We start from the raw sequence: 22,709 nt of genomic DNA, 5'->3' as shown, positions 1-22,709 counted from the left end.
TGACAGACGAAGCATTCATGCATTTCAGATGAACTGCTTGAATTTTCTGCGGAAATCAAGATTTTCACCAATTATTCATCGTTTTGGCTTTGTGTCGAATAAATGACATCGATAACATTTAAATTGACATCGATAACATTTCTTGTTTCAATGGAGTTGTTTTCAGCATCAAGTCACTTGAGTACAAGGGAAATCGCAGTATAAGTAACTGACAAGTACCTGTCTCAATTAGGAAGTGACCAGTCAATGGAAGAGGCGCAAAGACGCCTGGCCATGCAAAAGCTGCTAAAAACAATTAACCTTAATAATATTCAGGAGCACACAAATGAAATGTAACAACCAATTCCGGTTGTCGGCGATCACGCTCGCCATGATGACATTGCTGACCCAGGCGCAAGCACAGGCGCAGACCGCAGCGGCTGAAACCAGTACTACAGCCACCAAACCCGCAAATGAAAGCAAACCGGAAGAAGTACAGCAAATCGTTGTGACTGGCAATGCCAGGGCCGGCGGTCAAAGAAAAATTGATGCGTCCTATTCCATCACTACGGCGACTGAAGAACAGGTAAAACAAGCAGCCCCCAGCAGCACCGCTGATCTGCTGAAGATTGTTCCGGGTATCTACGCAGAATCCAGCGGTGGCAATGCCGGTGCCAATATCGGTGTGCGCGGCTTCCCTATTGATGGCGATGCGCCTTTCGTGACGATACAGATGAATGGTTCGCCACTGTTCCCGCCACCCACCCTGTCTTTTCTCGAAGGCTCATCCCTGTTCCGTATCGATGACACGATAGAACGGGTAGAAGTTTTGCGCGGTGGCCCCAGCCCTATTTTCTCTAACGGGCAACCTGGCGCAACCATGAACTTCTTGCTGAAGAAAGGTCGTGACGTACCCGAAGGCAGTTTGCGCGCTACCGTAGGCACAGGTAACCTGCGCCGCATCGATGGCTATTATGGTGGCAAGATTTCAGATGGCTGGTATGGCACCATAGGCGGCTTTTATCGCGTCGCCCAAGGCGTGCGTGACGGGCAATATCCGGCCGATGAAGGTGGGCAAATCACCGCCACCGTCACCCGCAAACTGGATCAGGGTGAACTGACGTTCTATGCGCGTTCTGTCAATGACAAAAATACTTTTTACACTGGCGTACCGCTGATTTCTGCGGGCACTGCTGGCGGTAACCCAGGTGCCTTCCCTGGTTTTGATCCTCTGACCGGTTCTTTGTACAGTAACGAGCTGCGCAATGTGTCACTGGAAGTCGGTCCGGGTCAGACCCTGCAGAAAGACCTCGCCAATGGCCGTGGCTTGCAGGCCAACCTGTTTGGTGTGGATTTTTCACAAAACATCAATGGCTGGAATGTCAGTAACAAGCTCAATCATTTTTCAGGTGACGCGCCAACCCTGGCGATCTTTACCGGCAACAGCCCGGTCAGTGCTGCGTCTTACATTAACAGCGCGATACAGTCAGCCAACGGCCAGGCCAATGTCGTGACTGCGGCTGGTGGCAAACTGGCGACTTCGGGCACGGCAACTTATCTGAATGGTGGCGCAGCAGTCAGCGCAGACCAGCAGGTGATGTCGGCCGGCATCTGGTCGGTGGAAAAGAAACTGACCTCGTTCACCGATGAATTACGCATCAGCAAAGAGATCGTTAAAGATCACACCCTGACAGGTGGTGTTTATTATGCTGATTACTCATCCAAAGATCAGTGGTATCTCGGTAACAGCGTATTGATGACAGCAACTTCGAATGCCCGCCCTATCAATGTGGCGTTGAACAATGGGGTCGTGGTCAGCGGTAATGGTCATGATGGTGCTTCTTTCTTCACGCTCAATGAAAATTTCTCTGCGCAAAACACTGCGTTCTTCCTCACCGATGAATGGAAGATTAATGACAGGGTCCGTGTTGATGCCGGTGTACGCACAGAAAACCGTCGACTCAACGGTGTCATTTCCAACGCCAAATCAGTGGACCTGGATAATAACCCGCTGACGCTGTATAACAACAGCGCATCGGTACTGAGCGGCAGCAATACACCTGTCAACCGTACCGACAGCGAAGTGTCGTACACGCTGGGCGGCAATTACAAGGTGTCGGAAAACTTCAGCGTTTTTGCGCGTCTGAATTCAGGTTTTGCATTGCCGCAGTTTGATACCATCCGTGACAACGGCGTTGGCGCACCTGTCACCAAGGTCAAGCAATACGAACTGGGCCTGAAGACAGTGACCGAGCAATTCAGCGCTTACCTGACCTTCTTTCATAACACCTTTACCGGTCTGTCTTTCCAGCAGTTCCTGGCTGATGGCAGCAATGTGACGGCAATTGGTGGTTCCAGCGGTTCAGGCCTGGAATTTGAAGTGGCTGCGCGCCCGGTCAAGAACTTCCAGATTTCACTGAGTGGCGCGTATCAGTCTTCAAAATACGAAAACTATGGTGCCAATACGGGTCATGAAGTAAAGCGTCAGCCTAAATTGCAGTTCCGCCTGTCACCAAGCTATCGCATTCCGCTCGACAATGCCGATATCAAACTGTATGGCACTTACACGCATGTCGATGCACGTTATGCCGATGCTGAAAACCAGCAATCATTGCCCAAGTATTACACGCTGGATGCAGGCGTACTGGTGGGTCTGGGTGACAATCTGGAATTCCGTCTGGCAGGTACCAACCTGACCAATCAATTGGGCCTGACCGAGGGTAATTCCCGCGTCATCGGTGGTGGCAGCAGTGTTGTCTTTGCCCGTCCTATCTTTGGTCGTGCCATCGAAGCTTCCGTTTTGTATCGCTTCTGATCAGCTTCCCCCTGTAGCTTGATTGCCCGGCTTCATGTATGTGAAGCCGGGCTTTTTTTCCACCAAAGCGCTGTCTGCTAAGGCTCTGCGATCAGCGCCCGGACTTTTTCCACGTCATCAAACAAAAAGAAATGTTCGCCATCCAGAGTATGAATTTCCGGTTTTAAAGAAAAACAGTCAACCCAGGCGTGACCATCATTTTTGGTGACCTTGTCGTCCTTGCCGAGCAGGATGCGTACGAGCACCTGGTGCTGGCGTTCTGAAGCATCGGAATAGGCTTCGACTGCGGCCACATCGGTTCTCAATATAGGTTCGATCAATTCCATCAGTTGTGGCTCTGAGAGTACTTCTTTGGGCATGCCTCCCATGCTGCCTATCCAGTCAAAAAACTCCTTGCCCGGTAGTTCAGAATGACGCTGAGGCAATCGCTTATGCGGTGCTACTGCACCCGACAACACCAGTCTTTGCGGCAAACTGGCCCCCATTTCCACCAGCCTGTCGAGCATGGCCAGGGCGACATAGGCACCCATGCTATGGCCGAATAAGACATAGGGCCCCTGCGCTGCTGCCTGTAGCGTGGGCTCAAGCAGGTTTGAAACAATCTCTGGTATGGTTTGCAACAGAGGAAAACGCATGCGCGTGCCATGGCCGGGCGGGTCCATTGTTATCCATTCATACTGGTGTTCACTGGCCAGCCTGACATAGCTATAGCTGCTTCCACCTGCAAATGGAAAAGCGATAATTTTCAATTTAATTCCTAAGATTCAAGATAAGCCTGAGCTCGGTAAAATCTACACATGGTCGGCTTCAAAACTTACACGCAAGCAGTATTAACAACCGCCTGATTTAGCCTGCCCGGTGAAGGGGAAATTTTTTGTTTGATAGAGGACTACAAGATGCATACACACAAAAATAGTTGATGGCTAAGAAGTGAGCATAACCAGCACATAGCTCAGATGAGCTACGTACTCTATTTCTACATCAGGGATTTATTTCTTGATGCTCAGAACAATGGAGCCGGCCCAGTTGGCACCACCATTTTCAACCATGATACTGAGGACATTCGTGATCTCTGTCCATTCCATGAAAATTTTTGCACCACCGATGTCGACGCCATCACCACTCAAAGTTCCATTTGGATCTGACAGCAGTTTTGTACGGCAAGCAGGATCTTGAGCTGACTTTTTAATTATAGATGCCAATCTATCATATAAATGTGCCATTTTCTACCCCTAATATACTTGGTTCAAAGAATCGATTCGCTCTTGCAAAAAACTTTGTTTGCTACCTCTTTCGTCTGAAATTTAGGCAGCGTTGCCGGTACTACACGCCGCCTGAAATGACGCGGCGGTGATCTGGAAAAATACCTGTCGAAAACCGTCATTGCCTGGCATCGTAACGCTCATTTGCAAAAGGCAGAAAAGAGCTGGGGCATCGCCCGGTCCCGGTTTCTGGCCGACACCCATGCCTTATGGCAAAAGGATGGCGATGACGGTGCACCCTATTGCCATCGCCTGCCAGACGGCAGTTGGCGCGCCGAATGCCGTAATCAGGTTTTTTTGACATCGACCGATGCCGGCGGCCTGGCTCAATTGGGTTTATGGTTGAACGAAACCACAGGCAATACACAACTGATGCTGCCTGTCTATTTGTATGCCTGTCTGTTCTTTTTCTCTTTTTTTTATCCTTTGACTTTGCTGATGAAGCAAATTTCAAAAAAACTCAAACTGCGCTACGGCATGACAATCTGAGGCTACGACAAGTCTTGTGAAAAGACAGGCAATCGTACAAACGTACTCGCTGGAAATTAGTTAAAATTTGGCACCAATACCATTTCCGGAGCATGTCTTGCACAGCAGTCCCTTACTCACCAACATCCCCGGTCTGCGAACCGGTTTTGGCAATAACAGAGAACTGGTACCCAGCAGCCTTTGTACACATTGGGACACTGTCCCGGTAAAAATACAGGTGCACGGGACCAGCGTCGTTGAAGTCACTGAAAAAAATCAGCAGTGTGGTGATGCCGATGCATTTTTCACCAGCGTACCCGGTATACCATTGACAGTCATCACTGCGGATTGCGTGCCCATCTTGCTGGCGCGTCGCGATGGCAAGATGATTGCGGTTGCCCATGCGGGCTGGCGTGGCATGAAAGATGGTGTTCTGGCCGCACTATGGCAACAATTGCAGGCGCGTGGCGAAAGACCAGAAGACTGGGTCGCTGCCATAGGCGCGCACATTCGGGCCTGCTGCTTTGAAGTCAGTGAGGAACTGGCAAACGACTTCGTCCAGCAATATTCTGATCTTGATGCAACGCTGGTACGTCCTTCACACCGCCATCTGGATTTGAACTTCCTGGCCAGAGTCGCCCTAAAACAGATAGGCATAACAGAAATTGATCATCATTCAGCCTGTACCCTGTGCAGCAAAAACCAGGATGGCAAGTATGTCTTCCGCAGTTATCGCCGTGGCGACCGTAACTCGTTCCAGCATTCTGGCATGCTGATATTGCCGTGATTGCCATTCAGCGGTGTCATTCGGGCTGGTTCTGCCAGTCTGAGCAAAGGCGGGACAAAGCATTTACAATCCTATGCTGCACTTGATTTTGCACGACAAATTTCTGCTGGCCAACATGCACGACGGGACGGACACAAATGAGCAAATATAGCCTGAATATCAACGGAAAGATGCAGTCAGTCGATGTCGCGCCAGACACGCCTTTACTCTGGGCACTGCGCGATTCGCTGAACCTGGTCGGTACCAAATACGGCTGCGGCGTTGGACAATGTGGTGCTTGTACCGTGCAAATCAATGGCGTGCCCACCCGCTCCTGCCTGTTGCCGGTGTCGAATGTAGGCAAGCAAAAAGTGACCACCATAGAAGGCCTCGATGCGAAAGCCATGCATCCCTTGCAAAGAGCCTGGCAAGAACTGGATGTGCCGCAATGCGGCTATTGCCAGGCTGGTCAGATACTGACTGCCGCCGCCCTGCTGAAAGACAAGCCGCAACCGACAGACGCCGATATAGACAGCGCCATGACCGGCAACCTGTGCCGCTGTGCCACCTATATCCGCATACGTGCCGGCATACACCGGGCGGCAGAACTGGCCCATGAAACCAGCGGCAAGAAGGTGCAAAAATGAACAAGCCCTTACAAGACAATATGTTGCAAAAAGCCACACAGGTTTCCCGCCGCGATTTCCTGCGTACTTCAGCCGCCGGCAGTGGTGCGCTGATACTGGCTTACCTGGGTGTGGATGCAGGCCGTGCCGAAGCGCAGATCAGCAAGGCAGACGCCATTACGGCCAATACCGCGGCTGATTTCATGCCCAGCGCCCTGATACGCATTTCCAGCGATGGCACAGTGACCCTGGTTTCCAAACAACCAGAAATCGGCCAGGGTATCAAGACTTCGCTACCGATGGTGATTGCTGAAGAGCTGGAAGTCAGCTGGAAAGATGTACGCATCGTCCAGGGCGACCTGAACCCGGCCTATGGCAGCCAGGGCGCCGGTGGGTCAACTTCGACACCGACCAATTACAATGAATTCCATAGACTGGGGGCAACGGCACGCACGATGCTGGTCAGTGCGGCTGCGCAAACCTGGAATGTTCCGGCAGCAGAATGCCATGCTGCTGACAGCGCAGTCCATCACGCTGCCAGCAAACGCATGCTGACTTATGCTTCGCTGGTGGTAAAAGCTGCCAGCCTGCCCGTGCCGGACGCCAAAGATGTCAAACTGAAAGACCCGGCACAATTCAAGTTATTGGGCACACGCATTGCCGGCGTCGATAACCTCGCCATTGTCACCGGCAAGCCCTTGTTTGGCATCGATGTCAAACTGCCCGGCATGCTGTATGCAGTCTATGAAAAATGCCCGGTATTTGGCGGCAAGGCTGTCAGCGCCAATCTCGACGTCATCAAAGCCCAGCCCGGCATCAGGGATGCCTTCATCATTGAAGGTACTGACAACCTGCGTGGCCTGTTGCCTGGCATAGCCATCATTGCAGAAAGCACCTGGGCGGCCTTCAGTGCCCGCAAATTATTAAGCGTCAACTGGGATGAAGGCAAATCAGCGCAAGACAGTTGGGAAGGTTTTTGCAGCCAAGCCAAAGGTCTGGCAAAGCAGGCAGGTGTCAATACCCTGCGCAAGGATGGCGATGTCAATGCAGCTTTCGGTAATGCCGCCAAAATCGTGGAAGCTGCCTATAGCTATCCTTTCATTTCTCATGCCAGCATGGAGCCTCAGAATTGTACCGTCAGCTTCAATGCACAAGACGGCAGCATGGAAATCTGGGCACCCACGCAAAACCCGGAAGCCGGGCAAGCGCTGGTGTCAGAAACCCTGAATATACCCAAGGAAAAAATCAAGCTGCACATCACGCGCAGCGGCGGTGGCTTTGGCAGGCGCCTGAGTTCTGATTTTATTGTCGAAGCAGCTGCCATCGCCAGACGCGTCAATACGCCTGTGAAGCTGACCTGGTCACGCGAAGATGATATGCGGCATGATCATTTCCGCGCTGGTGGTTTTCATTTTCTACGTGGTGGGGTTGATGCCCAGGGCAAGCTGGTCGCCTGGCACAACCACTTTGTCACCTTTGCCAATAAAGTCATGCGCGATGGCAAGCCAGTCTTGCAACCCGGCAGCGGCGCGGGTTTGTCTGGTGATGAATTTCCAGGTCGCTGGGTAGAAAATTGCCTGCTCGAACAAACCCCATTGGAAACCAGTATCCCCATGGGGCCGTGGCGTGCGCCGGGCAGCAATGTGTTTGCCTGGGTCTTCCACAGTTTCATTGATGAACTGGCCCATGCTGCGGGCCGCGATGCGCTGGAATTTCGTCTCGATATCCTCGGTAACAAAGACATCGTGCCGGGCACGGGTGAGCGCGGCCAGGCTTATCATGTGGGCCGCATGAAACGTGTATTGCGGGAAGTGGCTGACAAGGCTGGCTGGGGCAGGAAAAAATTTCCACGTGGCCAGGGACAAGGCATCGCTTTCCATTTCAGCCATCGCGGGTATATCGCTGAAGTGGCTGAAGTGACAGTTTCCAAAAAAGGGGAACTGAAAGTCGACCGTGTCGTCGTGGTCACCGATATCGGTGCACAAATCGTCAATTTAAGTGGGGCAGAACATCAGGTACAAGGCTCTGTCCTCGATGGTATCAGCACGCTGATGTACCCCGAGCTTGATATTCAGCATGGCCGCGTGGTGCAAGGCAATTTTCAGGATTACCCACTGCTGCGCATGAAAGACAGCGCTACGAAGATTGAAGTACATTTTCTGAAAACCGATTTTCCCGTGACGGGTCTGGGTGAGCCGGCTTTTCCACCGCTGGCACCTGCCGTCTGCAATGCGATTTTTGCGGCCACCGGTAAACGGGTGAGACAATTGCCTTTGACGCACGCGGACCTGAGCTGGAGTTAAGAATGCAATGCCAGGCTTATTCCCTGGCATTGGCTTCAGCCAGTGACCGGAAGCGTTCTATCACAAATTGCGCCGCTGGCGAATGGCTGCGACCACGCAACGATACGATGCCGACTTTTGAATACATGGTTGGCGCATCGGCCATGTGTATAGGTACCATCTGGCCGCGCTGTATCTCATCGCTGACCGCCGCATAGATCGCTGCCAGTACTGTATCTGATTCCAAAGCGGTACGTTTGAGCGTCAACACATCATCGCATTCGAGCGCAATAGGCAAGGCGGTGCCTGGCTCCAGTTGCATCAGATGCGCCAATGCCTGTCGTACCGCTTGGGGCAAACGCACGGTAGCCAGCCCAAAAGGCACGATATCTCTGGGGTTGACACGTTTCTTGTTCAACAGAGGGTGACCAGCCCGCACAAAGAAACCACCGCGCTGCGGTGCCAGCAAATGAATATCCAGATCCTGATCGGGCGGCAGGTCGCGTGTGTCGGCAACAAAAAAATCCAGTTCTTCACTGCGCAGATGCTGGGCCAGATATTCCCAGTTATTGACTTCCACCCTTAGACGTATGCCTGCATATTTTTGCCGCAATTCCGGCATCAGCAGCGGTAACAGGGTCGCCGCAGGGAAAGGCCCGACACCAATGGCCAGGTCACCAATCTGCTTCTGGCGGTAGAGTTCGATATCGCGCTCCAGGCAACGGCTGTCAAACAACAGCTTGCGCGCCCTGTCGATAAAAAAATGTCCGGCCGGTGTTGGCGTCACTTCTGTCGTACCACGATCAAACAACTGTATTTCAAGCTCGGTTTCGGCTGCCTGTATGCTGCGGCTCAAGGCAGATTGCGATAAATGCACACGCTCTGCTGCACGGGCAAAATTCTTTTCATCTGCGAGGGCAAGTACGTGTTTTAAACGCTTCAATTCCATTGCAATTCCCTGACATATCCAGATAGCATTTTTGCAATTACCCTGATTTATCGTCCATGAGCAGATGGAAACACCAACCCTTGCCACTCAACAGGACGAGCGATAAAACACCAATGCATCCATTGCATTGATTTTAGCCGAAGAATGCATTGGACACCAAAAATCAGTCAACCTACACTCTTGAACAAAACATCTGTTTAGAATAATTAAAATCTGGAGACATCCATGCACGATCAACCCCGCAAACCGATCATGGCAGCCGTTTCTGCTATGCTGCTGACATCCATCACGCTGCTCAGTGCCTGTGGCCAGAAAAATGCCGCAGGCCCTGCCAGTGAAGCCAGTCCGACCACAATCAAGGCGAATGAAGAGATGGGCAAATCCCTGGCGCTGGATGATCAGCAAGATTTTGAAGATGCCAGGCATGGCCTGATTGCCCGCCCTGAAGGAAAAATCCTGGGGCCTGCTGGTGAAGTGCTGATTGATTTCGATGCTTGGAAATTCATAGAGGGCCCGGCACCCGCCACGGTCAACCCCAGTCTGTGGCGGCATGCCAAGCTGAATGCGCAGATCGGCCTGTTCAAGGTCACGGATGGCATCTACCAGTTGCGCGGTTTTGATATTGCCAACATGAGCATCATCGAAGGTAAAAGCGGCTGGATCATCATTGATCCGCTGACATCCAGGGAAAGCGCAGCCAGTGCCCTCGCCTTTGCACGCAAGCACCTTGGTGACAAACCTGTCAGTGCCATTATTTTCACACATAGCCATGCCGATCATTTCGGCGGCGCCCTGGGCATCATCACCCCGGAAGAAGTAGCAAGCCGCAAGCTGCCTGTGATTGCACCTGATGGTTTCATGGAAGAGGCCACCAGTGAAAACATCCTGGTCGGTACAGCCATGGCCAGGCGATCCAGCTACCAGTTCGGCAAAGATCTTGAACGATCGGCCAGGGGTCTGGTTGATACCGGTCTTGGCAAGGGTGTGGCCTATGGCAGCATAGGCGTGCTGCAACCAAATCAATTGATTACCCAGTCTACGCAAGACCTGGTTGTGGATGGTGTGAGCTTTGTGTTCCACAATGTACCCGGGGCAGAAGCGCCATCTGAACTGACCTTTGTCATCCCTGAGAAAAAAGCCTATGCGGGCGCAGAAATCTTGGCACAGACCATGCATAACCTGCTGCCTGTACGCGGCGCCAAGGCACGCGATGCGCAACGCTGGAGCAATTACCTGGAACAGGCACTGGTGCACAGTGCCGATGCCGATGTCTACTTTGGCCAGCACAACTGGCCTGTATGGGGCCATGCACGCATTGCAGAATTCATCACCAAGCAGCGCGATGTTTATCAATACACGCATGACCAGACCGTACGCCTGATCAATGCTGGCTTTACACCCTATGAAATTGCCGACAAGATCAAGCTGCCAAAATCGCTGGAAACCTATTTCGGTGCACGCGGTTATTATGGCGACCTGCGCCATAACGTCAAAGCGGTCTATCAATTTTACCTGGGGGCCTACGATGGCAATCCGGCCAACCTGAACCGCCTGCCACCACAAGAATCTGCCAAACACTACCTGGAATTATTTGGTGGTGCCGACAAGGCGATCAGCGCAGCACAGGCTGCTTTTGACAAGGGTGATTACCGCTGGACAGCAGAGCTGCTGAATCATGTGGTTTTTGCCGACAGCAATAACCAGAAAGCCAAAGAACTGCTGGCGCGTACCTATGAACAAATGGGCTATGCCGCAGAAGCCTCCACCTGGCGCAACAGCTACCTGACTGCCGCGAATGAATTGCGCAATGGCCCGCCCAAAAAAGGCGTGAACCGCGCCAGCATGATAGAAATGCTGAGCCAGACACCCATAGAACGCTTTCTGGAAGCAATGGCCGCTGGTCTTGATGGCGCAGCTGCGGAAGGCAAGGATTTCAAAGTCAATCTGGTACTGACCGACAGTAAAGAGTCTTACGTCCTCTGGATAGAGAATGCCGTGCTGCATCACAAGAAGGCCGAGCCAGCCAAAGATGCCAATGCCACCCTTTCCCTGACCAAACCCATCTTCATCAAGATGATGGCCGGCACGGCAGGTGTAAAAGACACACTGTTCAGTGACGACCTGAAAGTGGACGGCAGCAGGATAGACCTCGTGCGTTTCTTTGGCCTGATCGACAAGACACCGGGGACATTTGCGATTGTCACCAAGTGACCAAGTGACTAAGTAAGACCGTAAATCAGTGATCAGATTTCAGAATGTAACGCTGCCACCCGGAGCCACGTCTTCTGCGATAGCATAGGGCTGCCCTGTTATTCAACAGGTGCAGACCTTACTATCACGCTCAAGCCTGATTACCCAGACATGGAAACACCGCAAACACGAAAAAACAATTTACCGGCATCCTTTGCTCTGTTAAGAACCAGGCGCTTTGGCACATTCTGGTTTGCCAGCTTATTGTCCAATATTGGCACCTGGGCACAGCAGGTTGCCCAGCCCTGGCTTTTGCTCAGCCTTGGCGCTTCGTCTTTCATGATAGGTCTCGACAGTTTTGCCCTGGGCGCGCCGACGTTTTTGCTGACCCTGATCGGTGGTGTGCTGGCCGACCGTGGTGACCGGCGTCGCATCATTGCCGTCTTTCAGTCAATACAGATGCTGTGCCCGACCTTGCTGGTGGTATTGCTGCTGACAGGTGCGGTACATCCGTGGATCATCATCTGCCTGTCGCTCGTCGTTGGCGTGACAGACGCACTGTCCATGCCTTCTTTCCAGTCCATCGTGCCCAGTCTGGTAGAACACGCGCAGATATCACAGGGCCTCGCCCTGAATTCAATACAGTTCAATCTTTCGCGCATACTGGGGCCGTCTATCGCCGGTATACTGCTGGTCAGCATGGGGGCTGCCGGGTGTTTCGCTATCAGCGCCTTGTCTTACCTGCCCTTTATTGCCGTAGCCCTGTGGATACTGCCGCGAGGGAAAACAGTTTACGACAACACCGATGCGACAAGCGGAAAACAGCTTTTTAACGGTGCCCGCAGCATCATTGCCGACCCCAATTTACGCGGCGCACTACTCACGGTGCTGACAACCAGTTTTTTGTGCGGCCCACTGATCACCTTCACGCCAGTGCTGGTCAAAGAGTCGCTGCAAGGCGATGCCGCCCATTTCAGCATAGGTATGGCTGCTTTTGGCGTGGGTGGCATGCTGGGCGCGTTCAGCCTGCTGCTGATAAGCAAGGCAATTGATTTGCGCCGCTTCAGCGCAAGGCTGGCAGCGGTGTATGGCCTCACGCTGGTACTGGCTGCATTAAATACCTGGTACTGGGGCTTGCCTGTCCTGCTGATTTTTGCTGGTCTGTGCATGACAGCCAGCAACACAGCAGCCAATTCAATCTTACAGACCAGTGCCAGCCCGCAACTACGCGGTCAGACCGTCAGTCTGTATATGCTGGCAATGCGCGGCGGCCTGTCATCAGGGAGTTTGATTACAGGTATATCCGTCCACTTGCTCAGTGTACGCACCGCCCTCATTATCAATGGCTGCCTGGCTGTCGCCATACATTTGTACACGGGCTGGGCATGGCAACGGGCAAAAATGACGGACAAGACTTTGGTAAGCAAGGCCTGATCCTATATGGCCATCACACAGAGAAGCAGATCCTGCCTATCTTTGCTATCCTGAGTGCCCGGTTCCAACCTGCATTTACCATGAAACTGTCCGCATTTCTACTCCCCTTCATGATCACCTTCCTGCCCGCACTGGCAATTGGCCAGGACAGGCAATACCAGCCAAAGTGTACTGACGATGCCATGATGCTGAGCGCGAACACGTTGAAAAAAGCCAGGATATTGTTACCGGTTTTCAGGCATTATTGCTACAGCGATCAATCTGGCAAGCATGTGCTGTACCTGACCGAGAAACAGGACAAGGTATATGCAAATGAAAAATTATCCAGCGCAGTAGAAGCACATTTGTTCACGCTGGAAAGCGACAACTCCTTCAGTCTACCTGTGCGTATTCGCGACAAGGCGGACAGCGAAGAAGCTGGTATCGGATTCTGGAGCAAGCTTGTAGAACTCAAGGATATTGATGGCGACGGTTTGATTGACCCCATTCTGGTTTACCGCGTCTATGACCAGAAAGACAGTAATGCCGTCAACACGGATGCCTATTCCGGACGCATCAAGATCATCCTGCTTTACAAAGGGAGCAAGGTCGTCATACGTGCGATCACTGGAACACTGGACGGCGAACGGCAGACTACGGCGACAGAGAATTTTTTCTTATTGCCTGCCTCAATGCAAAAATATCTGGTGAAGAAGATGGCGAAGATGTATGAACTTGATCAATATGGCTTCGACAATAGCTATAAATTTGTGCCGAGAAAAGTTAAGAGCAAATAGAGCTGCTTCGTGAGTTCAAGTTAAAAGACCGACTGCGATAAGACCCCATGTTAAGATTAAAATTATCTTTTTTTGATTAGACAGTTACATGGCCTTCCCTTATTTAACCGATGCAGTGCATGGCTTGTTTGGTATTTCGCTTCCTCTGCCCTTGCCGATGTTTGGCCTTTTTGTCGCGATTGCCATGCTGGTGGCCTCATCTGTACTCAAGCGTGAACTGCAACGCAAGCACGACCTTGGAATTATTCCTGCTGCCAGGATAAAGCGCAAAGGGAAACAAGGCAATCGTACTGTCGTTGAAATACTGCCACAGGAAATCGTCGGCGACCTCACTCTGGTCGTCATGCTGGCCGGCATCGCAGGTGCCAGGCTGTTTCATCTGCTTGAACATATCGACGAATTTTTAGCCAATCCATCGGCAATGATATTCACAACATCTGGCCTGAGTATTTTTGGTGGACTGATCCTTGGCACACTGGCAGGTGTGTATTGTGTCAGAAGATGGCAATTGCCCTTGCGACCCATGCTGGATGCGGCCGCACCCGCAATGATGCTGGGTTATGCCATAGGCCGCATCGGTTGCCAGGTATCAGGCGACGGTGACTGGGGCAGTGCGGCAAATATGGCATTGAAACCTGACTGGCTACCATTGTGGGCGTGGGCGCAAACCTATGATCACAATATCGTCGGCGCCATCATTGCCGCACCGGGTGTATACCCTACCCCCATGTATGAAGTCTTGATGAGCATGACCTGCTTTGCCTTGTTATGGGTTTTCAGGAAAAACCCCTTCCAGGCCGGCTGGCTGTTCGCCATGTATATGCTGCTGGCTGGAATAGAGCGTTTGTTGATAGAAAAAATTCGCATCAATCCTGTATTCGATATTCTTGGCATCCATGCGACACAGGCAGAATTCATTTCTGGTGCGCTGATTGTCGCGGGATTTGCAGGCATGCTGGCGTTAAGTAGAAAATCATCTATCCAGGGAAATCACCCGTTGCAAGCGCGGGGGAAGCTTTGACTAAAGCTGGCACCTGAGACGCAATCTGCATAAACTGGGAAAGTCATTTTGAAGAGCAGGATTGAGTCAGGGTACCCCCAAGGGGAAAGTTAGCCCGATTAGGTACGATTAGTGAAACGTAATTTTGCGAATGTAAAGCTTAGGGACTGCACCAGGTCTCTCAAATATGTGATATTGCCTGTGACGTGTCTCAGGCGGTTCGCGGCTGAAGCCGCTCCCACAAAGAATCGGATGAGCCTGATCAAATCAGGCATGCGTGAGATCCGTGTTTGCGAATCAGGCTAACTGGCTCTTTCTATCCGTCATCGCTGCTTGGCTGCGGGCGATTTCCAGTTCCATCGCTTTCATTTTTTCCTGGTGTTCCATAGTCCGCTGTTGCAGCTCGGTCTCGTGCTGGCTGGTCTTGATCCAGGCATTGCAGATGGCGTAGGCAATAGCAACAGCAAATGCGCCCAGTGGAACGATTTGAGAATAAGAGAGTAAGTCTGACATGGCCGCCTTTCGTTCTTGAGTGAGGCTTCAGTGTAGAAGAAACAGGCCGCCTGCATCAGTAGCAGCTGTCAGCAAAGCAGCATGACAATTGTCATCTCAGATGGTTACATGGGATTTGCTCAAGTACGCTGCTGGAAAGGCGGCAATGAAAGGCTGATATCTCCATCTGACAGGATGCGCTTTTTCTCAACACCTGCCGCCCAGAGCCCCTGCTATTTTTTCTTTACGCTTTCACAGAATTAAACTCCATACGCTTGATATCGCCCACGATAAACACATAGCAAAAGATAGCAATAGCAGCATTGGCGGCAACAAAAACCAGCGCACCTGCAAATGAACCTGTGGCTTGCAGAATATAGCCAATGACGATAGGCGTAGTAATGCCGGCGACGTTACCAAAAGTGTTGAACAGTGCACCACTCAGCCCGCCCGCTTCTTTAGGCGCAGTGTCGGAAACCACAGCCCAACCCAGTGCACCAATACCTTTACCAAAAAATGCCAGTGACATGGTGGCGATGACCACGGCATCTGTTGTAATGTAATTGCAAAATATCATACTCATCGCCATGAGCAGGCCAATGACGATAGGTGTTTTTCTGGCTTTGGATAATGACATGCCAGACTTGATCATGCGGTCAGAAATGATACCGCCCAATACGCCGCCAATAAAGCCTGCGATGGCGGGTATGGCAGCGACGAAGCCCGCCTTGAGAATAGTCATATGTCTTTCTGTCACCAGGTACACCGGGAACCAGGTCAGGAAAAAATACGTCAGCGTATTGATGCAATATTGGCCGATGTACACACCCAGCAGCATGCGGTTGGACAGCAATTGCCTGATGATGGACCGGGTATCAAGCTGTTCTGTTTTTTTCACCTGATGTGCAGTTTCAAGATCTATCAATGCCCCGCCGTCTTTTAAATACTGGCGTTCTGCAGCATTGATGCGCGGATGCGTTTGCGGGTCGTGCAGCTTGAACTTCCAGACGACAGACATCATGATGCCCAGTGAACCCATGACATAAAATACGCTGGCCCATCCCCATTGATGAACAATCCAGCCCATGAAAGGCGCAAAAATCACGGTCGCAAAATATTGTGCTGAATTAAAGATCGCCGCCGCCAACCCACGCTCGCTGACAGGGAACCAGGCAGAAGCAATGCGGCTGTTACCCGGAAACGATGGCGCCTCTGCCGCACCAACCAGCAGGCGCAGCGCAAACAGCACGGTGATAGCCATCGCCCCAGACAAAAACCCCACCAGACCCATGAGCATGGTAAACAGCGACCACAGGAAGATGCTGAAGAAATACGTCACTTTTGAACCATATCTGTCGAGCAGCCATCCACCTGGAATTTGCGCCAACACATAAGACCAGGCAAATGCAGAAAAGATAAATCCCATCTGTACTGTGGACAAACCAAGGCTCTTGCTTAACTCCGGCCCGGCAATGGAAATAGACGCCCTATCAGCATAATTGATGGTCGTCACAATGAATAAAATGAGCAAGATACCCCAGCGGGTTCCTGTGCGTGTCTGGCTGTTCTGCCTGCCTGCTGCTAATGCTTGCGCGTCCATCCTGTCCCCATTTGTATAGTTTCTTGGCATGTCACGCTGCTAGCTCTTTAACGCAATGCGAAGGCCGGGTTAAATATATCTAAAACTATACATTGTTATAGGACGTCCTACAACTTAGAATTGTAATGAATATTGTTTTCAGAAAAACTCAGCACTTGAAGCTAGGTTCACTTGCATGATTCATAGTAAATAACCGCGTTGAACGATGAGGAGATAATTATTTAACTTACTTGTACAAAATTTTGTTGTACGATAACGTATAACAAAAATAAGCTTACGATAGAGTCAATATGCGATTTTCAGAAGGTACCAATCATAGGCTTTTAAGATTTGCAGAAAAACTGCCATGGTGAATTGAGTCGGGATTGCATCGCTAAGCCTATTGGCAAAGTTACTGCCTGCAGTGATCCTTAGTCCACCTCCTTGGCTCAAGCACCCTTTACAAACTCTATCGCCTCTGTATCAACAGCAATGGCGTGAACCTCGGTCAACCCATCTGGCCTTGTCCATTCTGTGCTCACCCAGACTTGCCCTCGTCCATAAATCGCAAACACGCCGACGGGTCGCCCCACATGGAAGACACATCGGTCAACTCAGAACCAGCCGGTTGTTTATGATGGAAGGACGAATGGCGAATAAGCGGACATAGTCATCTTTTTTGACTATGTGGCCGTACGGTCTTTCCCTGTTTGAGCATTGATTTCTTTATATTTACCGGACAACTATTTATCCGACGGAATCACGGCAGCAGCTTTTGGCAACTGGTCGCCTGCATGCCAATTATTGGCCAGACTCTCTGCTTGTGCTATCATTTTTATTGACATATTACTGGCAAGATTGTCACGTCCCGCAGCATAGGCCTTGCGTTCTTTGTCTTGCTCTGCAAGTTTGTATGCAATCAAAATATTGACATATGCGATAACCAAATTTTTCTCAACCCCAGTGCCATTTGCATACAAGGCCGATAAGTTGGCGAAAGCGACGGCATCGCCTCGCAGGGCTGCTTTTTCAAGCCAGCTTAAAGCTTGGGAAAAATCCTTTTTCACACTTTTCCCAGTCATATACATATATCCCAGATCAGACTGCGCCTCAGGCCATTCTTTAATAGCGGCATCCGTTAATAATACGATGGCTTTTTCTTCTGATTTCCCTATTCCTTTACCGGAAAAATACAAACTGCTCAAGTGATATTCACCACAAGAATCATTTTGCGCTGCTGACTTCTGGTACCACGCAACAGCCTCAGCCATATCAGCTTTTATTAACTCGCCAGCTTCATAACTCATGCCGACATAACATTGTGCGATGCCCAGTCCCTGCTGTGCCGCTTTCAGGTACCATGCGAATGCCTCGCCTGGAAGTGCGGGACCGCCTACACCTACCCTGAGCACCTCTGCAAGATTGTATTGAGATTCTGCATGACCTTGCTTTGCTGCTTTAGTAAACCATTCACGCGCTTTGCTCATATCTTTCGCAACCCCTTTGCCGCTCAAATACAATATTCCCATATTATATTGAGCAATCATTTCACCTTTATTTGCCGAGCCCAGCCACTCTGCATATGCTTCCGCATAATTCCCGCGGGCATACGCACTAGCACCTTTGCTAATATCGGCGTAACTTGGTGCGCTTACAAAGTTAAGTGAAATTAACAAGATGCAGCATGCGTTGAAAATATTTTTTGTCATTGGATAGATATGCATGTAAAGAATATATTCCTCAGTTTAATTAAAAACCAAAAAGCATTTTCGCTTTTTTTGCGCCTTCAATTTACGTACACTAAGTCATCACACAGCCTGTTGCCAGATCTTGTGAAAAATCACCAGTGATGACAGCATTTACTTACATTGAATACTAAACTGATTTTTTTTATTGATTTGATAGTTGCATTTGCTGACCCTTTGTTTGAGATCAACCCGCTCAACATGTCCATCGGCGTATTTGCAGAGCACCGTAACAGAACGCTTTTGATCGTAAACAGATTCCAACAACCAATAACCTGAACGTTTGCCGCTCTCTTCTGGCACCAGACTGGCAAGCTCTTCTGGTGTACCGTCGAAGACTGTAACCGATAGGGGAAAAGAAGCATCCCGTCGTGGGCAAGTCTCTGCAGAAAATGCTGGCTTTAGCATGATGAGTGCCAGACATGCGTAAACCAGGCTTTTCAACTTGAATTTAATAAACACAGTATCTCCTTCTTAAGTAACAAAAAAGTGGCAAAAAAAGTGACTGCAAAAAGCTAATGTCAAAAACTTATTCCAGATTATCACATTGATGCAATAAGCCATTCATCAGAATTTTTACAAACGCTGACCTACAATACAAAAAAGGCCCAAAAAGCATTTCCACTTTTTGAGCCTTCAATTTATAGCCATTACAACATCACACCGTCTGCGGCCTGTTCTTATGAAAGGTCACGGTACTGTATTGCACCGATGATGGCGGTGGTGCCTGCAGTATGTGTTTTTTCATTGCGCCTATGATGTGCATCTCACAGGGCTTGCAATCAAATTTGAGGGTGTATTTTTCTTCACCTGTAACCAGTGTCATCGGTTCTGCCTTGACCTGGCCTTGTACGCCCTGCACACCCTTGGCCTGCTTGGGGCAGAGGTTGAACGAGAAGCGCAGGCAGTGTTTGGTGATCATCAGTGATACTTCGCCAGCTTCTTCATGCGACTCGTAGGCAGCGGCGATCAGTTGTACGGCGTGTTTTTCATAAAAGCTGCGCGCTTTGTGGTTGTACACATTGGCGAGGTAGCTCAGGGTTGTTTCTGGATAGGCGACTGGTGGTTCGACTGCCGGTGTACGTTCAGGGCGTTGCCATGCAGCGCTACGTGCGACTTCATGCGCAGCCACCGCATCACGGCGCAAGGCGTTGATGACAGAGGATGGCACAAACCATGGCTGCTGCAAATCGAGGTTGACCTGGGCCGCTTCAAACATGGTATTGCCAAGCTTGGCGAGATTATCGCGCAGGCCTGCTTCTGCCTTGTCGCGGTTTTGTGCGGGTTCCAATGCGAGCTGTGTGCTGACTTCAGAGGTCACGCCGTCTTCATCAGTCATCTTCAGGCGCAGGCCATCTGGCTGTTCTGTCAAAGTCATATAGACAGGAATACGGCGCTCGGCGGATTTTTTGGTCAGTGCATGTTCCCAGCGGTGGTCACGATTACGGTTGATCAGTGTGCCAACTTTCAGACCAGCCAGTTCTGCGACTTTTTCATTGGGGAATACGCGCCAGATTTCACCATTTTCTGACGCGCCGACACGTTCAACCGTATTGGCCTGTATGCCAGCAACTTCACGTTTGAGCATATAGTTGAGGCCGTCACCATTGGCCATGGGCTCATTGGTTTCCATCTCAAAAAAGGTCGCGGTAATACGCGTGACATAACCAAGGTGCAGGCCGACATACTTTGGCGAGTCGAATGCGCCTATGTCATCGAGGCGGCCATTGGCAAAATAATCGGTATGGCCACGGTGGAAGTTTTTATCAACGTTAGGTGTGAAGGCAACCTGGCTATGGCCGCTGGAAGCACGCGTTAATTCTGGCCTGCGCTCCAGGATTTCATCAAGCAGCAAACGGTAATGGGCGGTGATGTTTTTCACATAGCCCATGTCCTTGTAGCGGCCTTCTATCTTCAATGACTGTACACCGGCATCAAGCAAGGCTTCCAGGTTGCGGCTCTGGTCATTGTCTTTCATCGACAGCAGATGTTTTTCATAAGCGACTACCCTGCCCTCGCCATCGCTCAAGGTATAAGGCAGACGGCAGGCTTGTGAGCAATCGCCACGGTTAGCACTGCGGCCATTGTCGGCATGCGAGATATAACACTGACCAGAGAAGGCGACGCACAGTGCGCCGTGTACGAAATATTCCAGTGGCGTGGCGACTTGCGCCTTGATGGCCTGTATCTGTTTGATCGTCAGTTCACGCGCCAGCACCAGTTGCGAAAAGCCGACATCACCAAGGAATTTGGCTTTTTCCACGCCACGGATATCGCACTGGGTGCTGGCGTGCAGTTGTATGGGCGGGATGTCAAGTTCCAATATGCCCATGTCTTGCACGATGAGCGCGTCAACACCAGCGTCATAGAGCTGATGTATCTGCTTCCTTGCCGGTTCCAGTTCGGAATCATGCAGGATGGTGTTCATGGTGACGAAGATACGTGCATGATAGCGGTGGGCAAATTCCACCAGGCTGGCTATCTCGCTGATTTCATTACTGGCATTGTGGCGCGCACCAAACGAAGGGCCACCGATATACACGGCATCAGCACCATGCAAGATCGCTTCCCGGCCAATTTCTACAGTTTTGGCGGGAGAGAGCAGTTCGGTCTGGTTGGCAAGCAAGGTCATGGCGGGCACCGGTGACATGGAAAGGGCGAAATTATAACGAAATCAAGGGCTTATGTCTCATTTGATCGTCGTTTAGGGGAAGAAAAATGGCAGGATGACGGAAATTTCAGTACATAACTTCAGGGCATGTGCTTCTAATACAATTTCATTGTCAACAAAACACACAAACCCTGTCGCCAGCCTTGCCTGCTTTACAATGTATGCACTTTAGCCAGATTTTTACCTCATGCACAAATCTTACGCCTGTTTTAAGCGTCATCTGCACACAAGTGCGTTGATTTTTTTGATTGCCGGTAGCGCCAGCGCGCAAACCAGTCTGCCGCCTGCGGTTGAGGCAGTTTTCAATAAAACCGGCGTGCCGACGCAGTCCTTGAGTGCGCTGGTGTTACCGGCAAGTGGGGGCGTACCGGTGGTGTCACAAAATGCAGATCGTGGCATGAACCCGGCATCAACCATGAAATTGCTGACGACGCTGATTGCCCTGGAAGAACTGGGGCCGACCTTTCGCTGGAAAACCCAGTTGTTCAGCGACAAGGTCTTAGGTAAGGAAAACAAGGAGAGCAAGGACAGCTATGTAGGCAAACTCTACCTGCGCGGTGGTGCCGAACCCAATCTGGGCTGGGACAAACTTAGCAGCATGTTGCGCAGCTTGCGTCAGCAAGGCGTACGCCGCATCCGTGGCGACATCATACTTGACCGCAGCTACTTCCAGCCTGAACGGCCTGATGTCGGTGCGCCACAGTTCGACCAGTATCCAGACGCCTATTACAACGTCATACCTGATGCCCTGCTGGTGCACAATAACCTGACCAGTTTTGCTATAGAAGCTGGTACAGAAAAAATCGATGTGCGCATGAATACGCCCCTGGATAAAGTGCGCGTCAACAATCACCTGCATTTCAATGACCTGCCCTGTTCAGCCTGGGAAAACGAATGGTTGCCACCGCTGGTGGAAATAGTCAATGAGGCAGAAAACAGGTCTGCGCTTGAAATCACGCTGAGCGGCGGTTTCCCTAGGCGCTGCAAGATCAACAACAATATCAACATACTTGACCGCAACGAATACATTAGCCGTCTGATACGCAGCCTGTGGCAAGAAATGGGGGGCAGTTGGCAAGGTCAGGTGCGTGATGGCAAAACCCCTGCTTCAGCAGTCTTGCTGGCAGAACACCAGTCAGAATCCCTGGCCGACATCATACGCATCATCAACAAGCAATCTGACAATACGATGGCACGCATGCTGTTCCTGACCCTGGGGGCAGAATCAGCCAGCAAACCCGTGCCCAATACCATGCAGGCAGCAGAGACGCGCATACGGCAATGGCTGACCAGACAAGGTGTCAGTGATGCAGGCCTGGTGCTGGAAAATGGTTCAGGCCTGTCGCGCGCAGAACGTATCAGCCCACAGCAAATGGCGACCATACTGCAAGTGGCTGCACGCAGTAACTGGAATGCGGAATTTGCCAGCAGCATGCCCATCGCTTCGCTGGATGGCACCATGCGCCGCCGCCTGAAAGGCAGCCCGGCAGAAATGCGTGCGCGCATCAAGACCGGTACCTTAAAAGATGTGGTGGCTATCGCTGGCTATGTCAGGGACATCAATGATCAGCAATGGATCGTCGTTGCCATGATCAATCATGACGAAGCCATCAAGGCCAAAGCTGCACTGGATGAGCTGATCACATGGGTAGCAGCGGGCAGGCTCTAAGAGCCC

Annotated in this window: 18 protein-coding genes; 10 read left to right on the top strand and 8 right to left on the bottom strand. The window is 51.0% G+C overall.

Going from position 1 to position 22,709, the window contains the following annotated elements:
- Positions 1 to 325: 325 nt before the first annotated feature.
- Positions 326 to 2,794, top strand: a complete 2,469-nt coding sequence (locus ACO0LH_RS19040; RefSeq protein ID WP_422942714.1) for a TonB-dependent receptor — start codon at positions 326 to 328, stop codon at positions 2,792 to 2,794.
- A 77-nt stretch (positions 2,795 to 2,871) separates the two neighbouring features.
- On the opposite strand, the gene ACO0LH_RS19035 is transcribed toward ACO0LH_RS19040, so the two are convergent.
- Entirely contained in the window at positions 2,872 to 3,543 is a 672-nt protein-coding gene (locus tag ACO0LH_RS19035) for a thioesterase II family protein (RefSeq protein WP_422942713.1), read from the bottom strand.
- 240 nt (positions 3,544 to 3,783) lie between these two features.
- On the bottom strand, positions 3,784 to 4,017 hold the full coding sequence (locus tag ACO0LH_RS19030; protein WP_422942712.1) for a hypothetical protein: 234 nt from the start codon (positions 4,015 to 4,017) through the stop codon (positions 3,784 to 3,786).
- Positions 4,018 to 4,200: 183 nt separating this feature from the next.
- On the opposite strand from ACO0LH_RS19030, the gene ACO0LH_RS19025 reads away from it, so the two are divergent.
- From ACO0LH_RS19025 to ACO0LH_RS19010, 4 genes are all read left to right on the top strand, one after another.
- Positions 4,201 to 4,545 (top strand): hypothetical protein, encoded by a 345-nt coding sequence (locus ACO0LH_RS19025; protein ID WP_422942711.1) that lies wholly within the window; start codon positions 4,201 to 4,203, stop codon positions 4,543 to 4,545.
- A 97-nt stretch (positions 4,546 to 4,642) separates the two neighbouring features.
- Entirely contained in the window at positions 4,643 to 5,311 is a 669-nt protein-coding gene (gene pgeF / locus ACO0LH_RS19020; protein WP_422942710.1) for a peptidoglycan editing factor PgeF, read from the top strand.
- Positions 5,312 to 5,448: 137 nt separating this feature from the next.
- Complete coding sequence (locus tag ACO0LH_RS19015) at positions 5,449 to 5,937, top strand: (2Fe-2S)-binding protein (RefSeq protein WP_422942709.1); 489 nt, start codon at positions 5,449 to 5,451, stop codon at positions 5,935 to 5,937.
- Positions 5,934 to 8,219, top strand: coding sequence for a molybdopterin cofactor-binding domain-containing protein (locus ACO0LH_RS19010; RefSeq protein WP_422942708.1), 2,286 nt, complete (start codon positions 5,934 to 5,936; stop codon positions 8,217 to 8,219). Before ACO0LH_RS19015 ends, ACO0LH_RS19010 begins: the two co-directional genes overlap by 4 nt.
- A 16-nt stretch (positions 8,220 to 8,235) precedes the next feature.
- Here the strand turns inward: ACO0LH_RS19010 and ACO0LH_RS19005 are convergent, their stop codons facing one another.
- Positions 8,236 to 9,147: a LysR family transcriptional regulator gene (locus ACO0LH_RS19005; protein WP_422942707.1), complete on the bottom strand. Its 912-nt coding sequence runs from the start codon at positions 9,145 to 9,147 to the stop codon at positions 8,236 to 8,238.
- A gap of 225 nt (positions 9,148 to 9,372) precedes the next feature.
- Between ACO0LH_RS19005 and ACO0LH_RS19000 the strand changes: the two genes are divergently transcribed.
- The 4 genes from ACO0LH_RS19000 to ACO0LH_RS18985 all read left to right on the top strand — a co-directional run bounded on the left by ACO0LH_RS19000 (position 9,373) and on the right by ACO0LH_RS18985 (position 14,568).
- Positions 9,373 to 11,358, top strand: a complete 1,986-nt coding sequence (locus ACO0LH_RS19000; RefSeq protein ID WP_422942706.1) for an alkyl/aryl-sulfatase — start codon at positions 9,373 to 9,375, stop codon at positions 11,356 to 11,358.
- A gap of 150 nt (positions 11,359 to 11,508) precedes the next feature.
- Complete coding sequence (locus ACO0LH_RS18995; protein WP_422942705.1) at positions 11,509 to 12,771, top strand: MFS transporter; 1,263 nt, start codon at positions 11,509 to 11,511, stop codon at positions 12,769 to 12,771.
- A gap of 80 nt (positions 12,772 to 12,851) precedes the next feature.
- A complete protein-coding gene (locus ACO0LH_RS18990) occupies positions 12,852 to 13,547 on the top strand; it encodes a M949_RS01915 family surface polysaccharide biosynthesis protein (RefSeq protein ID WP_422942704.1) in 696 nt (231 codons plus the stop codon).
- Between the two features lie 88 nt (positions 13,548 to 13,635).
- Positions 13,636 to 14,568: a prolipoprotein diacylglyceryl transferase gene (locus ACO0LH_RS18985; protein WP_422942703.1), complete on the top strand. Its 933-nt coding sequence runs from the start codon at positions 13,636 to 13,638 to the stop codon at positions 14,566 to 14,568.
- 276 nt (positions 14,569 to 14,844) lie between these two features.
- Here the strand turns inward: ACO0LH_RS18985 and ACO0LH_RS18980 are convergent, their stop codons facing one another.
- The 5 genes from ACO0LH_RS18980 to ACO0LH_RS18960 form a co-directional block, all read right to left on the bottom strand.
- Positions 14,845 to 15,060 carry a hypothetical protein gene (locus tag ACO0LH_RS18980; protein WP_422942702.1) on the bottom strand — a complete coding sequence of 72 codons (216 nt, stop codon included), beginning with the start codon at positions 15,058 to 15,060 and terminating at the stop codon, positions 14,845 to 14,847.
- 223 nt (positions 15,061 to 15,283) lie between these two features.
- The gene (locus tag ACO0LH_RS18975) at positions 15,284 to 16,639 is read right to left on the bottom strand and encodes an MFS transporter (protein ID WP_422942701.1); all 1,356 of its coding nucleotides are present in this window, start codon (positions 16,637 to 16,639) and stop codon (positions 15,284 to 15,286) included.
- 722 nt (positions 16,640 to 17,361) lie between these two features.
- Positions 17,362 to 18,342 (bottom strand): tetratricopeptide repeat protein, encoded by a 981-nt coding sequence (locus ACO0LH_RS18970; protein WP_422942700.1) that lies wholly within the window; start codon positions 18,340 to 18,342, stop codon positions 17,362 to 17,364.
- Positions 18,343 to 18,477: 135 nt separating this feature from the next.
- A complete protein-coding gene (locus ACO0LH_RS18965) occupies positions 18,478 to 18,825 on the bottom strand; it encodes an STY0301 family protein (RefSeq protein ID WP_422942699.1) in 348 nt (115 codons plus the stop codon).
- Between the two features lie 196 nt (positions 18,826 to 19,021).
- On the bottom strand, positions 19,022 to 20,995 hold the full coding sequence (locus ACO0LH_RS18960; RefSeq protein ID WP_422942698.1) for a peptidase U32 family protein: 1,974 nt from the start codon (positions 20,993 to 20,995) through the stop codon (positions 19,022 to 19,024).
- Between the two features lie 226 nt (positions 20,996 to 21,221).
- Here ACO0LH_RS18960 and dacB point away from each other — a divergent pair, with 226 nt between their 5' ends.
- Entirely contained in the window at positions 21,222 to 22,703 is a 1,482-nt protein-coding gene (gene dacB / locus ACO0LH_RS18955) for a D-alanyl-D-alanine carboxypeptidase/D-alanyl-D-alanine endopeptidase (protein WP_422942697.1), read from the top strand.
- Positions 22,704 to 22,709: the final 6 nt, after the last annotated feature.

Origin of the sequence: Undibacterium sp. TJN19 (assembly GCF_049339485.1) — a bacterium.
GTDB lineage: Bacteria > Pseudomonadota > Gammaproteobacteria > Burkholderiales > Burkholderiaceae_D > Undibacterium.
The sequence above is the reverse complement of the archived record's forward strand: the minus strand, read 5'-3'. Positions and strand labels throughout refer to the sequence as shown.